The following is a 23,216-nucleotide window of genomic DNA, read 5'->3' as shown; positions in this document are numbered from 1 at the left end:
GCTAGTGATGGCAGTCAACGCAGCGCCGTCCGGGGAAGCGCCGGCCGGTCGGTTGGCAGGCCGGTGGGTGCCGTGGTTGGTGATCGGCTTGTGGCTGGTGCTGGCGGCGGCCATGGTGCCGCTGAGCGGAAAGCTGAGCTCGGTCACCACCGACAGCGCCGTAGACACCCTGCCGGCCGGTGCCGAGTCCACCAAGGTGGCGGTGCTGGAGGACAGTCTCCCCGATGGTGACGACAACACGTTCGTCTTCGTGTACCACCGCGCCGGCGGCATGACCGACGCCGACCGCGCGACGGTCGAGCGCCACTACAACACCCTTGCCAAGCGCTACCCGCCGAAGGCGACGGCTGCGGCCGGCGAGGACGACGAGGGCTCACCGACGAGACCCTCCACCGACCGCAAGGCGATGATGTTCACCCTCGATGTGAGCACGACCTACGGCGCACCGGAGGACATCGTCGGCCCGTTGCGTGACGCCGCGAAGGACCGCCCCGCTGGCCTGGAACTCGACGTGACCGGCCCGGGCGCGATCGACGGCGACATGGACGCCGTCTTCGACGGCATCGACGTGAAGGTCCTCCTCACCACCATCGCCGTCGTCACGCTCCTGCTCATCCTCACCTACCGCAGCCCGGTGTTGTGGATCATCCCGCTGGTGGCCGTCGGCGCGGCCGCACTGACCGCGATGGGGACCGTCTACCTGCTCGTCAAGGGCTTCGGCATCGTGGTCAACGACCAGAACTCGGCGCTGCTGACGATCCTGGTGTTCGGCGTCGGCACGGACTACGCGCTGTTGCTCATCGCTCGATATCGGGAGGCACTGCACCACCATGAGAACGTCCGGGTCGCGATGGTCCACGCGCTACGTGGCGCGGCGCCGGCCATCGTCGCGTCCGCGGCCACCGTGGTCGCCGGCCTGCTCTGCCTGCTCGTCGCGGACCTGAACAGCACCAGCGGGTTGGGCCCGATCGGTGCGGCCGGCATCCTGTGCGCGCTGGTGGCCATGCTGACGCTGTTCCCGGCGGTGCTCGTGGTACTCGGCAGGCGGATCTTCTGGCCGGCCATCCCGAGGTTCAGCACGGCCGTGGAGGAGAAGCCGGGGCTGTGGGGACGGCTCGGCACCGCCATCAGCCGCCGCCGGTGGGTGGCGACGCTCGGCTCGCTCGGAGTCCTCGGCGTGCTCGCCATCGGGCTTGCGGGCAACACCGGCGCCCTGCGGGAGCAGGACCAGTTCCTGTCCGCGCCGGAGTCGGTCACCGGCTTCACCGTTCTGCGCCAGCACTTCCCGGAGCTCGGCGGCCAGCCGATGACGATCTTCACGCGGCCGGCGCACCAGGAGCGGGTGCTCGACATCGTCAAGGACACTCGCGGTGTGGCCCTGGCCGTCCCGGAGCAGACCAGCGGTGGCTGGGCCAACATCTCCGTGTTCCCGAAGGACGCGCCGGACACCGTCGCAGAGTACGACACGATCAAGCGGGTGCGCACCGCCGTGCACGCGGTGAGCGGGGCGGAGGCGATCGTCGGCGGGCCGAGTGCGGAGAACCTCGACACCGAGGTGACCACCAGCCGCGACGAGAAGCTGGTGATCCCGCTGGTGCTCGCCGTCGTCCTGATCGTCCTCGGGCTGCTGCTGCGCGCGATCCTGGCCCCGCTGGTCCTGATGGCCACCGTGATCGTCTCGTTCGCCGCAGCCTTCGGCGGCAGCGTGTTCGTCTTCGACACGATCCTCGGGTTCGAGGGTGTCGACTATTCGGTGCCGCTGCTGGCATTCCTGTTCCTGGTGGCGCTCGGCGTCGACTACAACATCTTCCTGGCCAGCCGGGCCCGGGAGGAGACCGTGCGTCTCGGCACCAGAGAGGGCATGCTCAAAGCCCTCTCGGCCACCGGCGGCGTCATCACCTCGGCAGGCCTGGTCCTGGCGGCCACGTTCGCGGTCCTCGCCACACTTCCGCTGGTGATGCTGATCGAGGTCGGGTTCCTGGTGGCCTTCGGCGTGCTGCTCGACGCCCTGCTGGTGCGGTCGGTCCTGGTGCCCGCCCTCACCTTGCTGATCGGCCGGCGGATGTGGTGGCCGAGCCGGCTGTCCCGGCCGGCGGCGGAGCTGCCGGACGGTCAACAGCCGCTCGCCGACGACGAGGAGCCCGCGCTGCAACGGTGAGCGCGGCGGCACGGACGAGATCCGGGACGGGCCCCAGGCCCGTCCCGGATCTTTTTCATGGGCCCGGCGGTCGCCGCCCTCTGGTCCTGCGCCACACGCCGGGGCTGGGGTCGGCGCATCGCGGTGTCCTGCCCCGACGGTGAGCCGCGCGGGGCCATGCCCGACGGCCGCCGCCCTTTGGTCCTGCGCCGTGCGGCCGGGGCTGGGGTCAGGGCACCGCGGTGTCCTCACCGGCGGTGCGCCGCGCGATCGGGGCGGGCGGGGCCGCGGCCGGAAGGTCGACCCGAAGCAGCGCGCCACCGCGTGCGGAGCGGGCGACGGTGGCCCGGCCGCCGTGGGCGTCGACGACCCGCTGCACGATCGACAGCCCCAGACCGGATCCCGGCAACGCCCGGGCGCTGTCGGCACGGTAGAACCGGTCGAACACCCGCGGTACGTCGGCGGCGTCGATGCCCGGCCCGGCGTCGTCGACCTCGAGCACCGCCGACGCGCTCTCGGCACGGAGCCGGACCTGGACCGGCTGGTCCGCGGGGGACCACTTGCCGGCGTTGTCGATGAGGTTGAGCACCGCCCGCTGGAGCGCAGCGGGACGCCCGCTCACCCACACGGAGGTCACGTCGAGCGCGACCTCGATGTCGGGCACGCGGGAACGTGCCCGGGTCGCGGCGGCCACCACCACGTCGGCGAGGTCGAGCACCTCGGTGTTCTCGTCACTGACGTCACCGCGCGCCAGGTCGGTCAGCTCGGCGGCAAGGGTACTCAACTCGGCCACCTGGGCGCCGAGATCGTTGAGCAGCCGGGTCCGGCTCTCCGCCGGCAGTGCGCTGTCCAGGGTGCCGCGCCGATCGAGCCGGATCAGCAGCTCGACGTTGAGGCGCAGGCTGGTGAGCGGGGTCTTGAGCTCGTGGGCGGCGTCCTCGGCGAGCAGTCGCTGGGCCCGCCGGGAGTCCCGGAGCGCGGCGAGCATGTCGTTGATCGACTGGATCAGCCGCCGGATCTCCCCGCCGCCCTCATCCGGGATGTCGGCGTCGAGATCCCGGGTGTGCGCGACACGTACCGCGGCGGCGGTGAGCCGGTCGATCGGTGCCAGCCCGGTCCGCGCCACGGTCCGCCCGACAAGGGTGCCGCCGACCACGCAGAGCAGCCCGATCAGCAGCATGCCGAACCCGAACTGGTTGATCGGGCTGTCGTCGGTGACCTGGGCCACCTGGACCGCGCCGTCGCCTGCCCGCAGCGTGTAGATGAGGTAGCCGTCCTCGTCGCTGTCGTTGGACTCCATCAGGTCGGCCGACGCGCCCCGCGCCACGCGCCCGGCGTACTCGCTGACGGGTGGCAGCGCGGGTTGGCCGGCCGGCGTCCGGGTCGAGCCGTCGGGCAGGATGACCCGCACCAGCCGACCGGATCCGGGATACGGCGGTAGCTGGACCCGCGCCAGACCGGCGCGCTGCGCGTTCGTCGCCAGGACGCGGGAGTCGGCGCGCAGCTGATTCTCGGCGGTGTCCCGCAGCTCCCAGCCCAGTAGTTCGCTGGCCACCTGGAAGGCCACGAACACGCTGACCGCGATGGCCGTCGCCGCGATCACCGTCAGCCTGGCCCGCAGGGACCGCCTGCGCCACCATCGGGTCAGCCGGCGCGGTTCCCGGCCGGCGGGCCTGCTCACGGAGGAGTCTCCCGCAGCACGTAACCCAGGCCGCGCAGCGTGTAGATCAATCGCGGCTCATCCTCGGCCTCCATCTTGCGGCGCAGGTAGCTCACGTACACCTGGAGGTTGTTGGCGGTGGCGCTCATGTCGAAGCCCCAGATCGCCTCGAACAGCGCGTCGCGGGTCAGGACCCGGGTCGCGTTGCTCATGAGGACCTGCAGGAGGGAGAACTCGGTCCGGGTCAGGCGCAGTGGCCGCCCGCCCCGCCACGCCTCGAACCTGTCGGGATCGAGCCGGACGTCTGCGAACGACAGGATCTGCGACTCCCCGTCGGTCGGCGTGCGCCGGCGCAGCAGGGCCCGCACCCGGGCCAGTAACTCCTCGGTGGCGAACGGCTTGGGCAGGTAGTCGTCGGCGCCCGCGTCCAGCCCCGTGACCCGGTCGGAGACCTGGTCACGGGCGGTCAGCATCAGCACGGGCAGATCCCGACCCGCGGCCCGCAACCGCCGGCAGGTCTCCAACCCGCCGAGGCGGGGCATCATCACGTCGAGGATCAGCAGATCCAGCGTGTCACCGTCGGCCCCACCGACCCCGTCGAGCACGGCGAGACCGTTGGCGACGGTGCTGGTGTCGTAACCCTCGACCTGGAGCACCCGCTCCAGCGACTCACGGATGGCCGCTTCATCATCCGCGATCATGATCCGCACGCCGGCCCGCCCCCTTCCAGTCGGTGTTTTTGCCGCTCATTGTCCCCGATCAACCTGAGGCCAGGATTAGAGCGTCGCTGGGGGCCGCGCTCCTACGGATACCTAAGAGGGCGGTATGAGATCCGGTAGGTGATGTGTCGTCGCCTGAACGTGTGGGACTGCGGCATCTCAGCCGGTCGGCGGGCTCGGGCGTGCTGGGCTGGACACCTGAGTGAGCGCAAGCCCTAAAAGACCGACCTCTCCGACGGGCAGTGGGCGCTGATCAAGTCGGTGATCAGCGCATGGAAGGCCGCACACCCCTCGATCGGCGGCCACCAGGGCCGGTACGAGATGCGGGAGATCGTCAACGCGCTCCGGCAGTTCGGCGATGTGCTGCACGTTTCCTCACCATTGAGTCGCCCGTGACGGAGGTAGTGAGGAAAAGGTAGGAACGGCGCACCCGGCCGACCATGGACCGTCGTCCCAGCTCGGAAGGGCGGCTTTGTGCCGCCGTCACAAAGGCACAGGGTGCTGGGTACCGGGCGGGCGGGAACGAAACGAAGGGGAACATGGAGACGAGTCCTGTCGCGGACACCGGGCATCCGGTTACCGTCAGCCATGAGCACCGACATGGACGGGACCGTGCGGGATGTCGCCAAGTACATCCAGGCCGATCTGGAGAGCCTCACCACCGAGATGACTTCAATGTTCGTCCACGTCATCCCCGAGTTCCGGCACGACGACGCGGTACGGCGGCTCATGGTCGCCAGCACCGCGTCGAACCTGGCGGCCATCCTCGACATGCTGAGGCTGAGCATCTCGTTCGACGACATCACCGTGCCGCCGGCCGCCGCGGAGTACGCACGCCGTTTCGCCCAGCACGACCTGTCGCTGGAGGCACTGCTGCGCGCCTACCGCCTCGGCGAACACATGTTCGTGCAGTGGGTCATGACCTATCTGCGCCGCCTGGAGCTTTCCACCGACGAGGCGCTGGCCACGACCAGCCGGATGGCGCTCCTGGTCAACAGCTACATCGACCAGGTCATCGAAGGCCTGATCGACATCTACGAGAACGAACGCAGACGGTGGGACACCCGCTCCGACGCCGCCCGCGCCGCCCAGGTCCGCGCCGTGCTCGACACGGAAGGGCTCGACCTCGTCTCGGCCGAGAAGATGCTCTCGACGTCGCTGCGCGGATGGCATCTGGCCGCCATCATCTGGGCCGAGCCCGGTACACCCGCCCCGGCCGCGGCCGGGCTGCGGGCAAGCGCGGCGATACTGGGCGCGGCAACCGGCAAGGCCCCACTGACGATCTCCACGGACGAACAGACATGCTGGGCGTGGATCTCCTCCGCCGGAAAGCCGGTCCTCGACGTCCACCGGCTCGAAGAGGAACTGGGCAGGCACCCGGTCCTGCGCGTCGCCGTCGGTGACCCGTCTCCCGGACTCGACGGATTCCGGCAGACGTTCCGTGACGCGCAGCGTGCCCGTGACGTCGCCGCCACCGGGGCCGCCCCCGGTCGTGCGCTCTTCCTTCATGCCCAGGTCGGGCTGGCCGGCCTCCTCGTCGACCATCTCACCGATGTCAGAGCCTGGGCCGGACGCGTGCTCGGTGACCTCATGCGCGACGACGAGGCCACAGTCCGCCTGCGCGAAACCGTGCAGGTCTTCCTCGACGCACGAGGCAGCTTCACCGACGCCGCCGCAAGGATGCACGTCCACAAGAACACCGTCCACTACCGCGTGCGCAAGGCCGAGGAGATACTCGGCCACCCTCTCACCGAACACCGTCTGGACATCGAGGTGGCGCTCCTGGCCTGCGCGCAGCTCGGGCTCACGTACACGCGGGGCGCATAACCGCACGGTCATCGGGCGGGGAGCCGGATCAGGGGCTCGACCAGCCACCCACAGGTCATTGCCCCGGACCTCATCCGGGAGTCGGTCTTTTCCGATACTCGGCCCGCTCCGTCACACGACCGTACCCGCTTGAAGGCGGCCTTCGACGCCCACTACGCCTGGCGCCCCATGCCCGACGGCGTCTACCGCCGTTCCCGCATCATCCAAGAACAACTGACCACCAAGAGGAGAACACCGTAGTGCTGGCCCCGTCGACCTCCTGGTGGCCGCAGCCGCGGAAGAAGCGGGAACCATCCTCCTCCACTACGGCCGCGGCTTCGAAACCATCGCCCGCACGACAGGCCAGCCGGTCCGCACGATCGACCTCAAGCAGCAGAACTCGCGCGGCACCGACGAGCACCGAGCTTCTGACCGACCCGACCCCTGGCGGTCACTCCGAGCGACCCGGGCCGTCTCCCGGTTTCCGGATCCTCGTGTCCAGCCGGCGTCCAGAACGCGTCCCAGATGTGCACGCGCACCCGGTTCACGGACCCTCTCCCCAGCTGAGGAGAGGGTCTCGAAGCCATGCGCAGCGGATTACCTTTCCAACGCGCAGCGACTCAAGGGCAGGTGGATCGCCCCCAAGTACGCGGGATAGCTCAGTCGGGCTGTACCGGGTGGCGGCACCAGCGGAGCATCTATGCCGTCGGCGCCCAGAAGGGGCCGCATCGTCCTCATGCCCCAGCGCGAACAGAAGCCGAGCACGGGAACGTCCCAGCTGTGTGATGACGCTCCAGGTAGGCGACATGGCCGGCGCTGTGCGGGCCGGCGCATGAAGTGAGCGTGGGGCAGGAGCCGGTCAACAGCGGCGGTGGCGAGTGTCTTGGGCATGATCGAATCGAAGCCTGAGAGAGGGAGGTTGCTGGCCACGATCCGGCCCGCTGCGCCAGCAGCGCGGCCTGCACCCGGCTCGTCACCCGTAGCTTCGCCAGGATCGCGCTGACGTGGTCCTTGACCGTGCCCGCCCCCAAGTGGACGCGCGCCCCGATGTCGGCGTTCGACAGCCCCTCCGCCACCAGGACGAGGACGTCACGCTCCCGCGCGGTGAGCAGCCGGACCCGGGCTGCCTCTGCGTCGACAGCCGCCTCGGTGCCGGGGTGACTGTGCAGCAGCGTCCGCGACGCCTTGGGGGACAACACCACACCGCCCGCGACCAGGGTCCGCACCAGGTGGGCGAGCTGCTCCGGCTCGGTGTCCTTGAGGAGGAAACCGGCCGCGCCGGAGTGCAGGGCGGTCAGGATGTACTCGTCGGCGTCGAACGTCGTCAGCATCGCCACCACCGGAGCGTCCGGCATCGTCCGCAGCTCGCGCAGGACGGTGAGCCCGTCGACGTCCGGCATCCGGATGTCCAGCAGCACCACGTCGGGCCGCTCCCGCCGGACGGCCTCGGCGGCGTCGCCCCCGCTCGCGGTCGCGACGACCTCGATGTCCTCGGACGCGCCCAGAATGAGTTCGAAGCCCGAGCGGACCAGTGCCTCGTCGTCCACCACCACCACCACCACCCGGATCACACGCCCCGCCTCACCTTCATTCATGCCGTCCGGCCCATGCCGACTCGACCCTGAAGCCACGCGGAGCCCTTGCGGCCCGGCGGGCGGCAGCTCCAGCCACCCGGCGGGGTGGCACCCACCAGTCGGCAGGGACATCACTGCCGCCTGCCGGATAGTCCGTGATCGGCCCGGTCTCCAGCCTGAGGGGCATGACCCATCACCCGGACTCCCCACCGTTCCCGGCCGACGCACCGTCCCCCGCACGCGAGCGCGGTGAGCCCTCGACGGGCGCGCCGGGCGTGGGCCGACTGTTAGGGCTGGACCTGGCCCGCGGCCTGGCCGTCTTCGGCATGTACGCGGTCCACGTGGGCCCCGCCCCGAGCCAAGGCGGTGTCATCGGCTTCCTGATGGAGCTGGCGCAAGGCCGCTCCTCCGCCCTGTTCGCCGTCCTGGCCGGCTTCGCGGTCGTCCTCATCACCGGGCGCCGCACACCGAAGACCGGCCTGGCCGGCCGCCAGGCCGTCGCCAAGGTCGTCATACGAGCCGTGATCCTGCTGGCGCTCGGCACCGCCCTGACCATGACCGGCACCCCGGTCGTGCCGATCCTCGCCTTCTACGGACTGTTCTTCCTGCTCGTGCTGCCGCTGTACCGGCTGGGCGCCAAGCCACTGGCATTGATCGCCGCAGGATGGGCCCTGGTGGGCCCGCAGCTGCTGTACCTGCTGAAGCCGGTGGTCGGCGGCCGCGTGTTCCTCTCCTACGGCCAGGCGGACGGGCCCGTCTCGCTGTTCTTCACCGGCGGTTATCCGGCCGTGACCTGGGTTCCGTTCGTGATCGCCGGTATGGCTGTCGCCCGCTGCGACCTGACTGCCACGGCCGCCCGTGTACGCCTCGCCCTCACCGGCGTCGGCCTCGCCGTCACCGGGTACGGCGGCTCCTGGCTGGCGGTGCGTCTCGTACCCGGTGCCGCCGAAGCCGTCCGGAAAGCCGAACAGGGGCCGGGCATGTCGTCGGTGTCGTCCGTATCACCCGACAGCATCGGCATCTTCGGCGACACCCCCGCCGGGATGCTGGCCTCAGCCCCGCACAGCGAGGCGACCCTGTCCATCATGGCCGCCACGGGTGTGGCAATCCTGGTGATCATCGCGTGCCTGGCCGCCATGGACGCTTTCCCCAGACTGCGCCGCCTGGCCAAGCCCGTCATCGCGGTCGGCTCGATGTCACTGACGGCGTACGTCTACCACATCGTCGCCATCTGGCTCCTGGACACCGAGACATCGGCAGTCCGGCCGCTGCACATCCTGCTCGGCTTCATCGCCTCCGTCACCGTCCTCGCCACCCTCTGGTCCCGCTTCTTCCAGCGAGGGCCGCTCGAATGGCTGATGGGCAGGGCGACCGGACTGGCCCACCGCATCCGATGAGACGCATCGGGGTGGGTCACCTCCCACGGATGCCGTTCCGACGCGAGTTCGGACGTCACCCCGCCTCGCCTCCGTGATCAATATCGATGAGAAGTGACGCCGCTCGGCCTTCAGGCGGAGCGGAAGAACTGCCGCCTCGTGGTGAGCCTGCCGACCCGCGGCATCGCGGCGACCAGCTTGATCACCACAGGCGTGCCTGTACGACCGAGACCGGGACCCCGCCGATCGGAGGGGGCCCGGCCGGCCGACCGGCGGGGGGCCTCCTGAAGCCCGGCGGATGGTCGACCGCCCCCGCCTCGGCAAGGTTGTCCCGGTGACCGAGATCGAAAGCGCCAAGAAGGCGCCTGCCCAGCCCTTACCCGCACCCGAGTCCGCCACGGCGACGAAACGCCCTTCGTCGACCGCACGGCTGGTCGGAGTGGACCTCGCCCGTGCCGTGGCCGTGTTCGGAATGTTCGCCGTGCACGTCGGCCCCTTCAATCCCTTCCCCACCTCCGGCGACGGCGCGGGCACCTGGTTCGTCTGGCTGGCGAGCGGCCGGGCCTCGGCTCTGTTCGCCACCCTCGCCGGATTCTCGCTGGTGCTGATCGCCGGCCGCATGGAGCCGAAGACCGGACTGGCCGGCCGGCAGGCGAAGGCCAGGATCGTGATCCGGGCCGTGATCCTGCTCGTGGTGGGCACCGCGCTGGCGATGACCGACTTCGGCGGCGGCGTCATCATCAACTTCTACGCGGTGTACTTCCTGCTGGCCCTGCCCCTGCTGCGGCTGCGGGCCAGGACGCTCGCGACCATCGCTGTGGCACTCGCGGTCATCGCGCCGCAGGTGGCGTACTGCCTGCGGGCGCTGCTCAGCGAATCGATCGTGAACACCATCGACTCCTACGACCCGATCGCGCGCCTCTCCGGCGTGGGCGTGCTCGACTTCCTGCTCACCGGCTTCTACCCGGCGATCACCTGGATGACGTTCGTGGTCACCGGCATGGCGCTGGGCCGGCTTGATCTGTCCTCAGGCGCGGTGCGGCGGCGGCTGGCCGTGGTAGGGCCCGCGCTGATCGCGTTCGGATACGGCGTCTCGTGGTTGGCGCTCCGGTTGACCGGCGGCGCCAAGGAGATCATGGCCGGGATGCCTGGCATGAAGGACTTCGACGTCCTCAAGGACCGCAGTGCCATGCAGGATCCCGGCATGGCGGAGGGAGGCTTCGACCTGCCGGTCGGCAGTGGGCTGTGGGGCCCCGACGCTTGGGGGCTGCTGGCGGCGGAGCCGCACAGCGGTTCCACGTTCGACCTCGTCGGCTGCCTGGGTGTCGCGATCACCGTGATCCTGTGCCTGACGGTGGCCGTGGACCGGCTGCCGGTGCTGCGCCGACTGGCAGCGCCAGTCATCGCCGTCGGAACCATGTCCCTGACCCTGTACGTGAGCCACATCCTGGTGATCCTCGCCCTGCCCGGCGAAGCGGTGACCCCACCGCAGTCCGCCTCCTTCGAGCTGCTGCTCTGCTTCGTCGTCGCAGCGACCCTGTTCGCGGCGATCTGGTCCCGCTTCTTCCACCGCGGACCGCTGGAGTACCTCCTCAACACCACCACCAAACTGGCGAACCGCGTCCGCTGAGCCTCGGGCGGGCACCCCGGAAAGTCCGTACACCGGAAGTGACTGCTGCTCAAGATCACAACCCTGAAAGGGCAGGGCCCGGCGGCGGGCGGGCATACCTCTGTTGAGGGGTGTGCGGCCGCCGCCGAGCCCTGCCGGTTCGGGTGCCAGGTCCCGTCGGTAAGAACCAAGCCCGCCCGCGCCTGCACACCGGGTCACGTCACGCTTGAGCAGTGGCCATCGATGCCTCTCGATGGCCGGGATGAGCAGGAACACCGGTGCGGCTGAAGTGGGGCGGGACCCGCCCGGTCCGGCCCGCCCCGCCATGTCTGTCGGTCGTTTCCGGGCCGTTTCCAGTACGGGCCGTTTTCGCGTCCCAACTCGGACCGCACCCCGTTCGGGCTGCCTCCGTGCCCACCCGCCGGGCCCGGCAGAGCCGCCAACCCGAAGGTCCCCGGGCAGCACGTCCGAATCCTCGTGTCCAGCCAGCGTCCAGAATCCGGCGCCAAGGCCTCGTACACGCCACCCGCAGAAACCTGCACCAGCACCGGAACACAACATCTGCGCAGGTCAAAGCGATGTGAACCAACACCGACCGCAGCGGAGCCGAACTCACGCGCAGCGAATTCAGTCCTCGTTCAGGCAAAGTTGACGATCCGACAGGACAAAATGAACGTTTCCGCAGGTCAGAGACCTGCTGAAGTGGGGCGGGTGGGACTTGAACCCACGGCCGACGGATCATGAGTCTGTTGGGGATCTTGGCGGTCCTTGCGCTTCTTCGCTCGTTCTTGACGTTTTGGCAGGTCAGCGTTGTGAACCTCTGCTGATGCTTCGCAGCCCTTGCCAGTCTGTTCCTGTCCTTGTGGCCTCAACGCGGCCTCAATGAGGCCCCTGTCGCCCGGAGCGAGGGCAAGGGCGGGCGGTCGCTCCAGCTCACGAGCGGGTCTCGAACCTGTCCGCAGCGGATTCCCCTTCCCGCACGCAGAGGCTCCGCCCTCGGCGTCAGGGCGGAGCCTGTGTGGCCGTAATGGCAGGCCAAGGTCTGCGGCGCTGGTCATCGCTCAGACCGCGAGCGGCAGCCAGTGATCTCCGAGGTGCGTCCGGGGCCGGGCCGCCAAGACCCAGAGCCGTCGGCCCCGGTCGAGACGACCTTCACCGTGGACACCCGCCGACGACCGGCATGAGTGTCCCGCTCACCCCTCACACCAGACTCTTGCCCGGCGCGCTGGTGGTGGCCACCTACCAGAGCGGTGACGTGGGAGCCTCGGTCACCACCGGAGCACGATTGTCCCGACGCTCGCGCGCGGGGACGGGGTGAGGAACAGGGCGGATGCGCGGGACCGGAGCCTTTCAGTGACGCCCTCGTGCTTGTCGTCGGGGCTGGCCATCAGGGATTCCAGCGCGATGACGTAGTCCATGTGCACCCTGATCGGTGATGAGCCGCACGAGGTGGTTGGCGGGGGTCCTGGCGCCGAGGTTCGACAGCACGGCGGCCTCGTCGGTGACGTCGGCGTCCTTGTTGCACGAGTCGTTGTTCATCCGGCGTGCCGACCGGGCCGGTCGTCTCGCAGAACCACCGGTCATCCAGCGCATCCCCATACGCCTCGGGCCGGCCACCTCCACGGCGATCGCAACGTCCTCGGGCACACGGCTCGCCGAGGGTGCTGATTGCTGGAATTCCTGAGGGGAAGGCTCATTCTCCTCGCCCTCGCCCGTGTCCTCGTCAGGCCGCCACGGCAGCCAGGTAAAGGGATCGTCGGTGGCGAGCGGTCCGGACAGGTCACGTCCGGACGTGATGCGGCGTGAGGTAGTGACGATTGCCTGCGGCATCGCCAAGGCATCGTTGATTTTCTGCGCGCCCTGTTCGGATCTCTTGAACAAAGGCGATTCACCGCCCATTCCTGTCTCCCATCGAGGGTCCGAACGAAGGTATGCGCCACGCATTTCAGTGGGCTGACTTCGCGCCACCTCGCCGTGCCGGATTCGGCTCGATAAATCATTTAGCAGTAATGAACAGGTTAAGGCAGCCTCTAGGTCGAGACAAGTGACAGCTGCAGGAGAGGAATGATTGACCAGAATCGGTCGAGTTCCAGTGACCGCTGCCGGGCATCTTTCCGTGCATTGCCCGCAGGTTGAAGACGCAGGGTATTCGCCGGTTTGTGGTGCTGTCTGTTCGGACGGTCACTCCTCCCTGGGGTACCGGGGTGCCCGTTTGGGGTGATGTGGCGGACCGGTTCAGGTCCGTTTCGGCTCCTGGCGGGTCACCGACGGCGATATCCACTCCGCCTGGTGTCGGGGTGCAGCGCAGGAGCCGCGGGCGGTGCCCGCACAGTGGACATCCGCACCGCTCGCCGGCTCCGGCGGCCACGGGCCACGGCGGGCCTGGCCGGACTCAGCGGGACCGGGAAGGCGTGTCCGCCGTAACGCGGCCGACCGGGGACAGACTGCAGTTCACGGCCCGCGCCGCCCGGATGGTGACACCCACCTCCAGGGGGACGTGCGGCGGTGCCTCGGTGAAGCGGTACCGCTGAAGCAGCGTCGCCACGGCGAGTTTCATCTGCAGCATGGCGAAGTGGTTGCCGATGCAGGAGCGCGGGCCGCCGCCGAGCGGGAACCACGCGTAGCGCGGCCTGCTGCTCTCCTCCTCCGGGTGGAAGCGGTCGGGGGCGAAACGCTCGGGGTCCGGCCAGTAAGAGGGATGGCGGTGCGTCACCCAGGGCGACACGTACACGTAGGCGCCGGCCGGTATCGCGTACCCGTCGATGACCGTCGACCGCACCGCCCGGCGGATGAGGACCGGTGCCGCCGGATAGAGACGCATGGCCTCCTTGACTACCCGCTCCACGGAGGGCAGGGCGTCCAGGTCGGCCGGGGCGGGCCGACGCCCGCCGAGGACGGAACGCACCTCGTTGCGGACGGAGTCCTGGACGTCCTGGTGCTGCGCCAGCAGGTACATGGTGAACGTGAGTGACGTGGCCGTCGTGTCCGAACCTGCCAGCAGGAAGACCAGCACCTGGTCGCGCAGCTCCTCGTCGGTGAGCGGAGTGTCCTCCGCGCTGCGCGCGTTGATGAGCAGGGTCAGCAGATCGGTCCCCGCCGCGTTGCCCGAGGTTCCGCTGCGCCGACGTTGTTCGATCAGGCGGTCACACAGTGCGTGCAGATCCCCCTGAGCCGCACGTGCCCGGCGGTTGGCGGGTGTGGGGCAGGACCGGGGCAGGTTCACGGGCATGAGGCCGCGCCGGAGGGTGTACGTGCTGAGGACGGGCATGCAGCGCCGCACCACCTCCGCCGCCTGCTCGGCATCCGAGCCGAACAGGATGCGGGTGATCATCCTTACGGTGAGTCGGCTCATGTCCTCGTTCAGATCGGGACGCCCGCTGTGATCGGCCTCCCACTCCGCGCACAGGATGTCGGCCTCGTCGCACACGGCCGTGGCGTAGTCCGCCACCCGCTTCTTGGTGAACAGTGGGGAGAGAAGTCGGCGTTGCCTGATGTGGTCGTCGTCGAGGCTGCTGAGCAGGCCGTTCCCGAAGGTCTGCCGCATCTCCTGCGAGAAGCGGTCGTCCTTGCGGAAGTTGGCCGACTGGCCCGCCAGCACCTGCTGGGCGCCGGCGGCAGAGAAGACGAAGTGGATCGTCGTACGCAGCCCGGGTGGCCCGGACACGATCCGCACCACGTCACCGTGCTCCCCGCGGGCCCGCTCGTACGTGCCCAACGGGTCTCGCCGCAGGTCCAGCAGAGAGCCCAGAAGGGGCAGTCCGCCGACAGTGGGCACCTCGGCCGGGTTCGTCTCCATCCCTGGCATCCCTTTCCGTGATTCGGCGTGGCAGGCGGCGACCGGCCTGGCCCCGCGGGGCGTCGGCCCGCCGACCTCTCCTTCCATTGCATGCGGACCGCTCGTCGTCCGGCAGGGGTGCCCGGCTCGTAGGTGTCCTCCGCGGCTCACGCTTGTGACCTTGTGTGCCGTGACGCGGTCGGGACAGATGGCGACGGTGCCGCACGTGCCCGTCCGTCACTGGGTCGTCGGGGCGCCGTTCATGCCGCGAGGCGCTCAGGGGAGCTCTGGTAGGTGGTGTAGTCGCTCAAGCGGCCGAGGATCGACCGTACCGACGGCCGCCGTGCGTAGGGCAGCAACCGTGCGCGCAGATCCTCGAGCCGGTCGGCGGTGCGCGGGCAGCGGATCCGCCCGTAGTGGTCGAGCAGCTGGTCGGTGACGGCGCAGGCCTGGTCCAGCCGTCCCTCCAGCAGATGGATCTCTCCGAGCCTGGCGAGCGTCAGCGCGCGGGCGCGGTGTGCGCGCGGCGGCCGGTGCCGCAGGGACGCGGCGAGCGCCTGAGCGGCCCGGCCGTAGTCGCCGAGGCTCTGGTGCACATGGCCCCGCTGGTAGTGCAGGGCGGCCACGGGATAGCCGCTGAAGGGGGAGGAGGGGTCGTCCTGCCCGCCGTGCAGCGTCATCGCGTCCGAGAGCTCCGAAAGCGACCGGTGTTCTTCCCCCGCCGTCGCGTGCACCACGGCGAGATGACTCATCAGGTACGCCCGGATGGGCGGCGGGGCGTCCTCGGGCGCGGCCGACCACGCCGAGCCGGCGAGCACCGTGTCCCGATGCCCGAGCTGACTCGACAGCGCACTTATCGCCCGCAGGGTCACGGCGTACTGGGTGCGGTCCCCGGCCTCGATCGCCAGCTGCGCGGCCACGTGGAAATACTGCTGGGCCACCCCGCTCTGACGGCAGTCCGCGCACATACGGGCCAGCAGGTGGGTCAGCCGGGACAGCTTTCCGAGGAGCAGCGAGTGGGTCCGCCGGTCGGTTCGGGCAGCGAGGAAGGCGGCACCGTCCGTGGCCAGATAGGTGGCCAGCGCGGTGCGGCCGTGGGCGCCGCCGTAGGTGTCGATGGTCTCCGCGTAGTGCGTGATGGTGTGCGTCAAGGCTGCCAGGTCGCCCGGCCCCAATCGCCAGTCGCCCACGGTGGGACGTGGCTCGGTCTCGGTCCAGGCCGGCGGAGTGCTGCCCAGCCGAAAGGGAAGGGCGCGAAACGTCGCCCGGGTTTCCGAACCCGTGTCGGCCGTGGTCAGCATCGCCAGTGCTTCCCGGCCGCTGCCGCCGGTCGCGCGTAATGCGTCCGTCGGTTCGTCCGGCACCCGCGCCAGTCCGGTCTCCTGGACGCTGATGTGCCGGCCGAGCCGCCGGGTCAGGATCTCGGCCACCAGTACGGGTACCGGGGCAGGGGGGCGGGAGCCGGCCAGCCAGCCGGCCACCGCCTTGCGGTTGTACTGAAGCACCCGCTTGTTCTCAGCGGCGGCGAGATTGACGGCCCGGGCAAGAGCCTCGCCCGACAATCCCGCCTCCCCTATGAGCCGCTTCAGCTGCTGATTCGGATGGCTGCGTGCCACGAAAACTCCTTGAGCGTATTTCTGTGACAGAAACGGAAACCCGCCGTGCCGGTGGCTGCCGTCACGCTGTGACTGCCCGCTGGTCCCGTCTCGCGATCAGAACACCTTTATCGGTTGACCGCGTCAACCGAATGTGTAACGGGTGTTTCTGGCCACTTCCCGTGGGTGACGGCGGCCGCCGGAGCGGTGGCGGACAATACGTTCGATCACGAGTTCACAACTTCACAAGTAGGCGACCCGTGGGACACCGGCATGTCGGGAATCCCTTGGAATTGGGCAGGAGCCGCTGCTTGACTTCAGGTGTCGGCAGATCAGTGAATTCGGTTCCCGAATTGCGCGCCGTTTCTCGGTCAGGATCGCGCGGTGCGCCTCTCGGACCACCGGCACAGACAAGCACAGAGAAGAACGCGGCGCCCGCGAGGACCGGGTGCGCCGCCGGCACCGGAGCCGGGCCGAGCGCGCCGTGCGACCGCGCGAGCCGGTCCTGAGCGCGTCGGCGCCTGCGGTCATCGCACGACGCGCCCCCTCGATCGGCCCGGCGAGTCCGCGGGCCTCGCGGCGCACCGTCATGACCTGACCAGTGGGAGTGGAGACGACGTCCATGAACCAGACAGAGGTCCTCAGCGCCCCGGCTGCGGACACCGTCGGGAAGACGCTGGCCGAATGCAGGGCTGCCACGCTTCCCGCCCTGCGCACCGTCGTGGGGGGCCTGCATCCCCAGCTGGCTCGCATCAGCGCCTATCACCTGGGATGGTGCCGTCCCGACGGCACACCCACCGACGGCCACACGGGCAAGATGCTGCGCGCCGCCCTGGCCGTGCTCGCGGCGCGGGCGTTCGGCGGGAGCACCGCTTCCGCGGTGCCCGGCGCGGTCGCCGCCGAACTGGTGCACAACTTCTCCCTGTTGCACGACGACCTGATGGACGCCGACGAACTACGGCGGGGCCGCCCCACCGCCTGGGTGGTCTTCGGGCGGGGGCCCGCCGTACTGGCCGGCGACGCGCTGCTGGGCCAGGCGCTGCGGGTCGTCACCGAAGTCCGGGGGACCGCAGGGCAGCCGGCGACCGGGGTGATGACGTCGGCGGTGGACGCCATCATCCAGGGACAGGCCGCCGACCTGGAACTGGACGGCGGCCCGGTGGACGCAGTGGACACCGATGACTATCTGGCCGCGTGCGCCAAGACCAGCGGTCTCCTCAGCGGCTGCCTCGAAGTAGGAGCGGTTCTCGCCCACGCCCCCGCGACGGCGGCCCGCATGCTCCGCTCCGCCGCCTGGGACCTGGGCGTGGCGTGGCAGATCGCCGACGACATCGAGAGTCTGTGGGGTGATCCCGCCGCCAGCGGCAAGGACGCCTACGGCGACCTGCGCAGGGGCAAGAGGACCTACCCCGTCATTGCTGCGCTGCGCTCCGAAACCGCAGCCGGATCCCGGCTTGCCGCTCGGCTGAGCGCCACCGAGACCCCCGCGGAGGCCGAACTGGCCGCTCTGGCCCGCCTCGTCGAGGAGGCGGGTGGGCGCGCGGCGGCCGAGCGGACCGCCCGCCGCTACCTCGACCAGGCCCTGCACACGCTGAGCCGGGCGGGAGGAGAAGCCGGCCCTGTCGACACCCTGTCCGCCCTGTTCCGTCACGTGCTGGCCCGCCACGAACAGTGGACCACCCGGGTCCCGACCGCCCCCGCCCCGAAGGGAGCAGCCCTGTGAACGCGGCTGAGGCCACAGACACGAGCACCCGCACCGCCCCCGTCGGGGATGCCGGTCCCGAGGCATGGCTCCACCACGCCAGGGAGGTGACCGACCCGCTGCTGCGCGAAGCGGTCGACTCCCTGCACCCGCAGGCACGGATCGTCGTCGGCTACCACCTGGGATGGTGGGACGCGCACGGCCGGCCCGTCACCGACGGCTGGGGCAAGGCGGTACGCCCCGCTCTCGCCCTGCTCTCCGCACGGGCCCTCGGCGCCCTTCCCGGAACCGGCGCGCACTGCGCCGCGGCCGTGCAACTCGCCCACGACTCCTCGCTGGTGCACGACGACATCATCGACGGAGACGACACGCGCCGGCACCGGCCCGCCGCCTGGCGTGCCTTCGGCGTCGCCGGCGCACTGCTGGCCGGGGACGCCATGCTCGCCCTGGCGATCTCCCTGGTCCAGCACGACGGCCGGGGCGCATCGGCCACCACGGCGCTGAACGAGGCCGTGCAGCAGTTCATCGGCGGACAGTTCGAGGACATCGGGTTCGAGGAACGGGCCGACGTCTCCCTCGCCGAGTGCACCACCATGGCAACGCGGAAGACCGGCGCGCTCATGGGCGCCGCGTGCCGTCTGGGCGCCCTGGCCGGCGGGGCGGACGAGGGGCAGGCGGCGGAACTGGACGCCTTCGGCCGCTCCCTCGGCGTGGCCTTCCAGCACGTGGACGACCTGCTCGGCATCTGGGGCGACCCCCGCGCGACGGGCAAACCGGCCGGCGCCGACCTCCACGCACGCAAGAAGAGCCTGCCCGTGGTGGCCGCCCTCGGCTCGGACGCTCCCGAGACCGCCGAGCTGGCCGAGCTCTACGCCCGCGACCCCGCCCTGGACGACGCCGACACCCTCCGGCGTGCCGCTTCTCTCGTCGAGCGCGCGGGAGGACGGCAGCGGACCAGCGGCCTCGCGCACCGACACCTGACCGAAGCGCTGGACCATCTCGACGCCATCCGCTTGCCCGCCGGCGACACCCGGCCGCTGCGCACGCTCGCCGCGTGGCTGGCCCTCCGAGATCACTGACACGGATGCCCGGGTGCCTGGCCGCTTCGGCGGACCTTTGCACCGCACCACCTCAGCTGGGCACACGCGGACGCGTATCACCGCACGGCCACTCGGCGGTGCGCCGTGCGTCCCTCCGCCCGACAGGACCGGCCCCGGTCGTCCACCACGGTCTGGTCGACATCCCGACCGTTCTCCCAGTCCCCTGCCGCGCCCGCTCGCGGGCCGGCGCCCCGCCCGGCCGACGGCCGGGAAAGGAGAGACATCGTGCACAGCCCGGTCTCCGATCCGGTCCTCGACACCGTCCTGCCCCGCTGGCCCTTCCCTGCCGCACCCACCCGCGAACCCGGCGACATCGCCGCCGTCGAGACCGGCGGCGCGGAATGGGCCAGGCGCCTGGGGCTGATCGACTCCGGCGACCCCCGGCATCCGCTGCGCCGCCTGTGCGCGGGTGAGCTGGTCAGCCACGGCTATCCGCGGGCGGACACCGGTATCCGCGTACTGATCACCCAGTGGACGATGTGGTACTTCAACCTCGACGACCACTTCGAGGACGGAGCCGCCGGCGCCGGCGCCGCCGCAGCCGACCGGGCGGCGGCCCCGCTCAGGCGCCTGGTGGACGCCGCCAGGCGCCGCGAGCCGCTGCCCGTCCCCGAGGACGCCCTCCAGCGCGCGCTGGCGGACCTGCTGGAGCGGACCGCGCAGCACATGGCGCCGGTGCAGTTCGGGGAACTCCTCGCGCACCTGGACGACTACTTCACCTCCCTCGTCGTGGAGTCCGACTACCGGGCACGCGGTGTCCTGCCCGGTGTCGACTCCTACATCGCCCTGCGCCGTGACACCGGACCGGTGCTGCCCTTGCTGGACTTCGTGGAGCAGGCAGAGTCGGTACGGCTGCCGGCGCGCTTCTACGGCACCCCCGAGTACACCGAGATGATCGGCTGCGCGGCCGACATCGCCTCCTGGATCAACGACCTGTGCTCGGTGTCGAAGGAACTGGACCGGCCGGATGCCTACAACCTCGTGGTCCTGCTGCACCGCCTGGAGAACATGTCGCTGCAGGACGCCGCCGCCGAGACCCTGGACCGCATCAAGCAGCGGGTGAGGTCACTGAAACGGGCGCTCAAGCAGGCCGGCGGCCCCGCCGGAACAGGTGGCCCCTACACCGCCGGCGAGAAGGTGGCACTGGAGACCTGGGCCGACGGACTGCTCAGCTTCCAGAACCACGTCGAGTGGTATCTGCGGCACAGCCGCTACGACCGGGACGAGCCCCGCTCGGAGGTCCCCGCGTGACCGGCGGCCGGCCCGCACCGAACAGTCCGTCCTCCGCGGCGTCCCCAAAGGCCGGGCCCCAGCTCCCCGGACGCCCCCACGTCGTCGTGGTCGGCGCGGGCATCGCCGGACTCACCAGCGCATTCCTCCTGCAGCGGCGCGGCTGCCGGGTCACCGTGCTGGAAAGCTCCGGACCCGAGTACGTCGGCGGCCGGATGGGTTCGGTGCGGCGCGGCGGGTTCTTCATCGACACCGGTGCCTCCCTGCTGTCGCGGCGCTACCACGCGATGCTGCGGCTCGCGGAGCTGGCCGGCGTCGGCGACCGGCTGCTGCCGTCCTCCGACGTCATCGGACTCATGCGCGAGCGCCGGGTGCACCACGTACGGGTCGGCTCCCTGCCGCGTATGGCGGCCGGGCTGCTGCGGTTCGCGCCGTTCCCGTCCGACCTGCCCAAGCTGATGCTGGACCACCTGCGCGTCCGGCGCTCGCTGGACTGGTACGACATGTCCGCGGCGGCCCGCCACGACGGCGAGTCCGTCGCCGGCTACGCGGTCCGCCGCGGACTGAGGCCGGGCACGGTCGACCACCTGCTGGACCCCCTGTGCATGCTCGCCTCACTCCAGGACGTCGAACGCACCTCGTCCGTCGCACCGTTCATGCTGCTCAACTCCCTGCTGGGCGGCGGCGGCCTGTTCACCTTCCGTGACGGGGTCGGGGTGCTGCCCCGGCTCCTCGCCGCCCAACTGCCCGTCACCTACCACGCCACGGTGCGCCAGGTAGAGGAGAGCGCCGGCGGGGTCGCGGTCACCTGGCAGGCACAGGACGGCACGGGAGAGCACACCGAGCGGGCCGACGGCTGCGTGCTGGCCGTGCCCGCGTCCCGGGCACCGGATCTCTACGGCCAGATGCAGGGGCCGTTCAGCGAGTTCTTCCGGCGCGTCGAGTACACCGGCAGCGTCCACGTGGCCTTCGGCCTGGACCGGCCCACCGCTGAACAGGCCGTGATGGTCAACGTCCCGCGGTCCGAGCACCCCGCGCTGGTGGGCGTGATCCTGCCGCACAACACCGCTCCCGGCCGGGTGCCGGAGGGACGGGGGCTGGTGATGGCGCACTTCCGAGGCTCCTGGTCGGACCGCCATCGCGACCAGTCCGAGGAGCAGCTCGTCGATCACGCGCGGTCGGCTCTGCGGACCGTGGGGCTGACGCCCGAGACCGAGAACCACACCGTCATGACGCACGTCATGCGTCCCGGTCACTGCGTGGTCTTCCGCCGGCCAGGCGACTACCGGGAGATCGCACGCCTCAGCTCGGCATGGCCGGCCACCTCCCGGGTGCGGCTGGCCGGCGGTGACTTCTTCACCCAGTCCAGCACGCATCACAGCATCTGCTCGGCGGTGCGGGCGTCCCGCCAGCTGTGGGAGCGGCTGGAGGCAGTACCCCCGCCGGCCCCGTCCCACCTCCGCGTACCCGTCTCCGCTCGGACGAAAGGAACACAGTGAACGCCACGGGCATCAAGGAACCGATCATCGTTGTGGGGGCCGGCATCGCCGGTATGACCGCGGCCTTCCGCCTCCAGCAGGCCGGGCACCCGGTGCGCGTCCTGGAGGCCGAGGACCGTGCCGGCGGCCGGATGCGCACGGTGGAACGCCGTGGGTACCACATGGACCTGGCCGCGATCCTGCTGATCGAGAACTACACGCAGATGCGCGACCTCGTCCGCGACCTCGGCATCGAGGACACCACCCTGCGTACCAACAACGTCGTCGGGATCCGCCGCGAGGGCCGCGTCCACCGGTTGCGGGCGAACCGGCCCACCGATCTCAAGCGCTCGGGCCTGCTCCCCTGGACCTCGCTGCCCGCCATGGTGCGGCTGCAGTCAGACCTCAACAAGTACGCGAGCCGGTTGCGCTGGGACAGCGACATGGGCGAGGCGGCCGCCCTCGACACCGAGACGGCCGCCGCCTACGCGGAACGCCGGCTCGACACCCAGTTCCGTGACTGGGTCGTGGACCCGATGAGCGCCATGTTCTTCAACTCGCCCCCCGACCTGTCGGTGGTCAACTTCCTGTTCTCGATGCCCGCCGTGAACTCCACCTGGTTCAACTTCCACGACCGGGTGGACACCCTCACCACGACACTCGCCTCCCGGCTGGACGTGGAAACCCGCGCCGAGGTCACCCAGGTGGAGGAGACCTCGGACGGCGTCCGGGTGCACTGGCAGCGGGAGGGCGAACCCGAGCACACCGAGGAGGCCGCCGCCGCGGTGGTAGCCCTGCCGGGGCCGGTCGCCGCCCGGCTGTGCCCGGGACTGGCCCCGACGACACGGGACTACCTGGCGAACGTGCCGTACGTACCGGACATCCACGTGTACTTCGGTGTCGACCGCGTCCCGGACGAGACGGCCACCTGCGTGCTCTTCCCGCAACGCGAGCACCCCGACCTGGGGGTCATCACCTTCAACCACAACTTCGCCCCCGGCCGCGCCCCGCAGGGCCACGCGCTGCTGACCAGCTACTACCGCTATCCGTGGGCGATGCGGCACTGGGAGGCCGACGACGAGGAGATCGAGGCGCGCACCCACGAGGTGCACCGGCAGGCGTGGCCGGAGATGGCCCGGCACATCGAGGACCACCAGGACATGGCGTACGTGCAGCGGTGGAAGAACGCGGTCATCCTGCGCAAGCCCGGTGACTACGCACGGCTGCGTGACTTCAACCGTGGCCTCGACTCCCGCTCGCGCATTCAGCTCGCCGGGGACTACCTCGCCTTCAGCGCGACCAACTCCAGCCTCGTCACGGGCGAACGCGCTGCCGAGCGGGTGAGCGAGGTCGTCACGAGGGGCGCGGTCGCCGCCGGCCGCCCTTAGGGCTCGCCCGTCGACCACGGGCGAGCGGGAGAAGCGCGTCGCAGGCCTCGTCCATGGGCGGCCGAAG

The 23,216-nt window shown here is 70.4% G+C and carries 14 protein-coding genes and 3 pseudogenes; 11 read left to right on the top strand and 6 right to left on the bottom strand.

Features of this window, described 5'->3' with window-relative positions; genetic code table 11:
• Positions 1–7: 7 nt before the first annotated feature.
• On the top strand, positions 8–2,158 hold the full coding sequence (locus ACZ49J_RS02790; protein ID WP_467447448.1) for an MMPL family transporter: 2,151 nt from the start codon (positions 8–10) through the stop codon (positions 2,156–2,158).
• A 208-nt stretch (positions 2,159–2,366) separates the two neighbouring features.
• On the opposite strand, the gene ACZ49J_RS02785 is transcribed toward ACZ49J_RS02790, so the two are convergent.
• Together ACZ49J_RS02785 and ACZ49J_RS02780 are read right to left on the bottom strand one after the other, a co-directional pair.
• Positions 2,367–3,818 carry a HAMP domain-containing sensor histidine kinase gene (locus tag ACZ49J_RS02785; RefSeq protein ID WP_467447447.1) on the bottom strand — a complete coding sequence of 484 codons (1,452 nt, stop codon included), beginning with the start codon at positions 3,816–3,818 and terminating at the stop codon, positions 2,367–2,369.
• The gene (locus ACZ49J_RS02780) at positions 3,815–4,507 is read right to left on the bottom strand and encodes a response regulator transcription factor (protein WP_467447446.1); all 693 of its coding nucleotides are present in this window, start codon (positions 4,505–4,507) and stop codon (positions 3,815–3,817) included. Before ACZ49J_RS02780 ends, ACZ49J_RS02785 begins: the two co-directional genes overlap by 4 nt.
• A 207-nt stretch (positions 4,508–4,714) precedes the next feature.
• Here ACZ49J_RS02780 and ACZ49J_RS02775 point away from each other — a divergent pair.
• From ACZ49J_RS02775 to ACZ49J_RS02765, 3 genes and pseudogenes are all read left to right on the top strand, one after another.
• Positions 4,715–4,861: pseudogene (locus tag ACZ49J_RS02775) on the top strand (IS5/IS1182 family transposase); the annotation flags it as partial.
• A gap of 243 nt (positions 4,862–5,104) precedes the next feature.
• Positions 5,105–6,343 carry an RsbRD N-terminal domain-containing protein gene (locus ACZ49J_RS02770; protein WP_467447445.1) on the top strand — a complete coding sequence of 413 codons (1,239 nt, stop codon included), beginning with the start codon at positions 5,105–5,107 and terminating at the stop codon, positions 6,341–6,343.
• Positions 6,344–6,460: 117 nt separating this feature from the next.
• Positions 6,461–6,716 (top strand): annotated as a pseudogene (locus ACZ49J_RS02765) (PIN domain-containing protein); the annotation flags it as partial.
• 538 nt (positions 6,717–7,254) lie between these two features.
• Here ACZ49J_RS02765 and ACZ49J_RS02760 read toward each other — a convergent pair.
• A pseudogene (locus tag ACZ49J_RS02760) lies at positions 7,255–7,917 on the bottom strand (response regulator); the annotation flags it as partial.
• A 164-nt stretch (positions 7,918–8,081) separates the two neighbouring features.
• Here ACZ49J_RS02760 and ACZ49J_RS02755 point away from each other — a divergent pair.
• Both ACZ49J_RS02755 and ACZ49J_RS02750 read left to right on the top strand, forming a co-directional pair.
• Complete coding sequence (locus ACZ49J_RS02755) at positions 8,082–9,293, top strand: DUF418 domain-containing protein (RefSeq protein WP_467447444.1); 1,212 nt, start codon at positions 8,082–8,084, stop codon at positions 9,291–9,293.
• Between the two features lie 313 nt (positions 9,294–9,606).
• Complete coding sequence (locus ACZ49J_RS02750) at positions 9,607–10,902, top strand: DUF418 domain-containing protein (protein WP_467447442.1); 1,296 nt, start codon at positions 9,607–9,609, stop codon at positions 10,900–10,902.
• 1,329 nt (positions 10,903–12,231) lie between these two features.
• Here ACZ49J_RS02750 and ACZ49J_RS02745 read toward each other — a convergent pair.
• The 3 genes from ACZ49J_RS02745 to ACZ49J_RS02735 all read right to left on the bottom strand — a co-directional run bounded on the left by ACZ49J_RS02745 (position 12,232) and on the right by ACZ49J_RS02735 (position 16,272).
• Positions 12,232–12,780, bottom strand: a complete 549-nt coding sequence (locus tag ACZ49J_RS02745) for a hypothetical protein (RefSeq protein ID WP_467447441.1) — start codon at positions 12,778–12,780, stop codon at positions 12,232–12,234.
• A 493-nt stretch (positions 12,781–13,273) separates the two neighbouring features.
• The gene (locus ACZ49J_RS02740) at positions 13,274–14,677 is read right to left on the bottom strand and encodes a cytochrome P450 (RefSeq protein ID WP_467447440.1); all 1,404 of its coding nucleotides are present in this window, start codon (positions 14,675–14,677) and stop codon (positions 13,274–13,276) included.
• A gap of 239 nt (positions 14,678–14,916) precedes the next feature.
• Positions 14,917–16,272 carry a tetratricopeptide repeat protein gene (locus ACZ49J_RS02735; RefSeq protein WP_467447439.1) on the bottom strand — a complete coding sequence of 452 codons (1,356 nt, stop codon included), beginning with the start codon at positions 16,270–16,272 and terminating at the stop codon, positions 14,917–14,919.
• Positions 16,273–16,873: 601 nt separating this feature from the next.
• Between ACZ49J_RS02735 and ACZ49J_RS02730 the strand changes: the two genes are divergently transcribed.
• The 5 genes from ACZ49J_RS02730 (at position 16,874) to ACZ49J_RS02710 (ending at position 23,149) form a co-directional block, all read left to right on the top strand.
• Complete coding sequence (locus tag ACZ49J_RS02730; protein ID WP_467447438.1) at positions 16,874–17,974, top strand: polyprenyl synthetase family protein; 1,101 nt, start codon at positions 16,874–16,876, stop codon at positions 17,972–17,974.
• Positions 17,971–19,032: a polyprenyl synthetase family protein gene (locus ACZ49J_RS02725; RefSeq protein WP_467447437.1), complete on the top strand. Its 1,062-nt coding sequence runs from the start codon at positions 17,971–17,973 to the stop codon at positions 19,030–19,032. The genes ACZ49J_RS02730 and ACZ49J_RS02725 overlap by 4 nt, the downstream gene beginning before the upstream one ends.
• Before the next feature lie 246 nt (positions 19,033–19,278).
• Entirely contained in the window at positions 19,279–20,304 is a 1,026-nt protein-coding gene (locus ACZ49J_RS02720; protein ID WP_467447435.1) for a terpene synthase family protein, read from the top strand.
• Positions 20,301–21,782 carry a protoporphyrinogen/coproporphyrinogen oxidase gene (locus ACZ49J_RS02715; RefSeq protein WP_467447433.1) on the top strand — a complete coding sequence of 494 codons (1,482 nt, stop codon included), beginning with the start codon at positions 20,301–20,303 and terminating at the stop codon, positions 21,780–21,782. The genes ACZ49J_RS02720 and ACZ49J_RS02715 overlap by 4 nt, the downstream gene beginning before the upstream one ends.
• Positions 21,779–23,149 carry a protoporphyrinogen/coproporphyrinogen oxidase gene (locus ACZ49J_RS02710; RefSeq protein ID WP_467447432.1) on the top strand — a complete coding sequence of 457 codons (1,371 nt, stop codon included), beginning with the start codon at positions 21,779–21,781 and terminating at the stop codon, positions 23,147–23,149. Before ACZ49J_RS02715 ends, ACZ49J_RS02710 begins: the two co-directional genes overlap by 4 nt.
• Positions 23,150–23,216 lie beyond the last annotated feature (67 nt).

Source organism: Streptomyces sp. NPDC030840 (assembly GCF_055572015.1).
The sequence above is the reverse complement of the archived record's forward strand: the minus strand, read 5'-3'. Positions and strand labels throughout refer to the sequence as shown.

What these genes read in the sequence shown, in the direction of transcription:
- ACZ49J_RS02745 (WP_467447441.1), bottom strand. Translation starts at nt 12,780, where the DNA reads ATGGGCGGTGAATCGCCTTTGTTCAAGAGATCCGAACAGGGCGCGCAG.
- ACZ49J_RS02730 (WP_467447438.1), top strand. Translation starts at nt 16,874, where the DNA reads ATGAACCAGACAGAGGTCCTCAGCGCCCCGGCTGCGGACACCGTCGGG.
- ACZ49J_RS02755 (WP_467447444.1), top strand. Translation starts at nt 8,082, where the DNA reads ATGACCCATCACCCGGACTCCCCACCGTTCCCGGCCGACGCACCGTCC.
- ACZ49J_RS02790 (WP_467447448.1), top strand. Translation starts at nt 8, where the DNA reads ATGGCAGTCAACGCAGCGCCGTCCGGGGAAGCGCCGGCCGGTCGGTTG.
- ACZ49J_RS02770 (WP_467447445.1), top strand. Translation starts at nt 5,105, where the DNA reads ATGAGCACCGACATGGACGGGACCGTGCGGGATGTCGCCAAGTACATC.
- ACZ49J_RS02740 (WP_467447440.1), bottom strand. Translation starts at nt 14,677, where the DNA reads ATGGAGACGAACCCGGCCGAGGTGCCCACTGTCGGCGGACTGCCCCTT.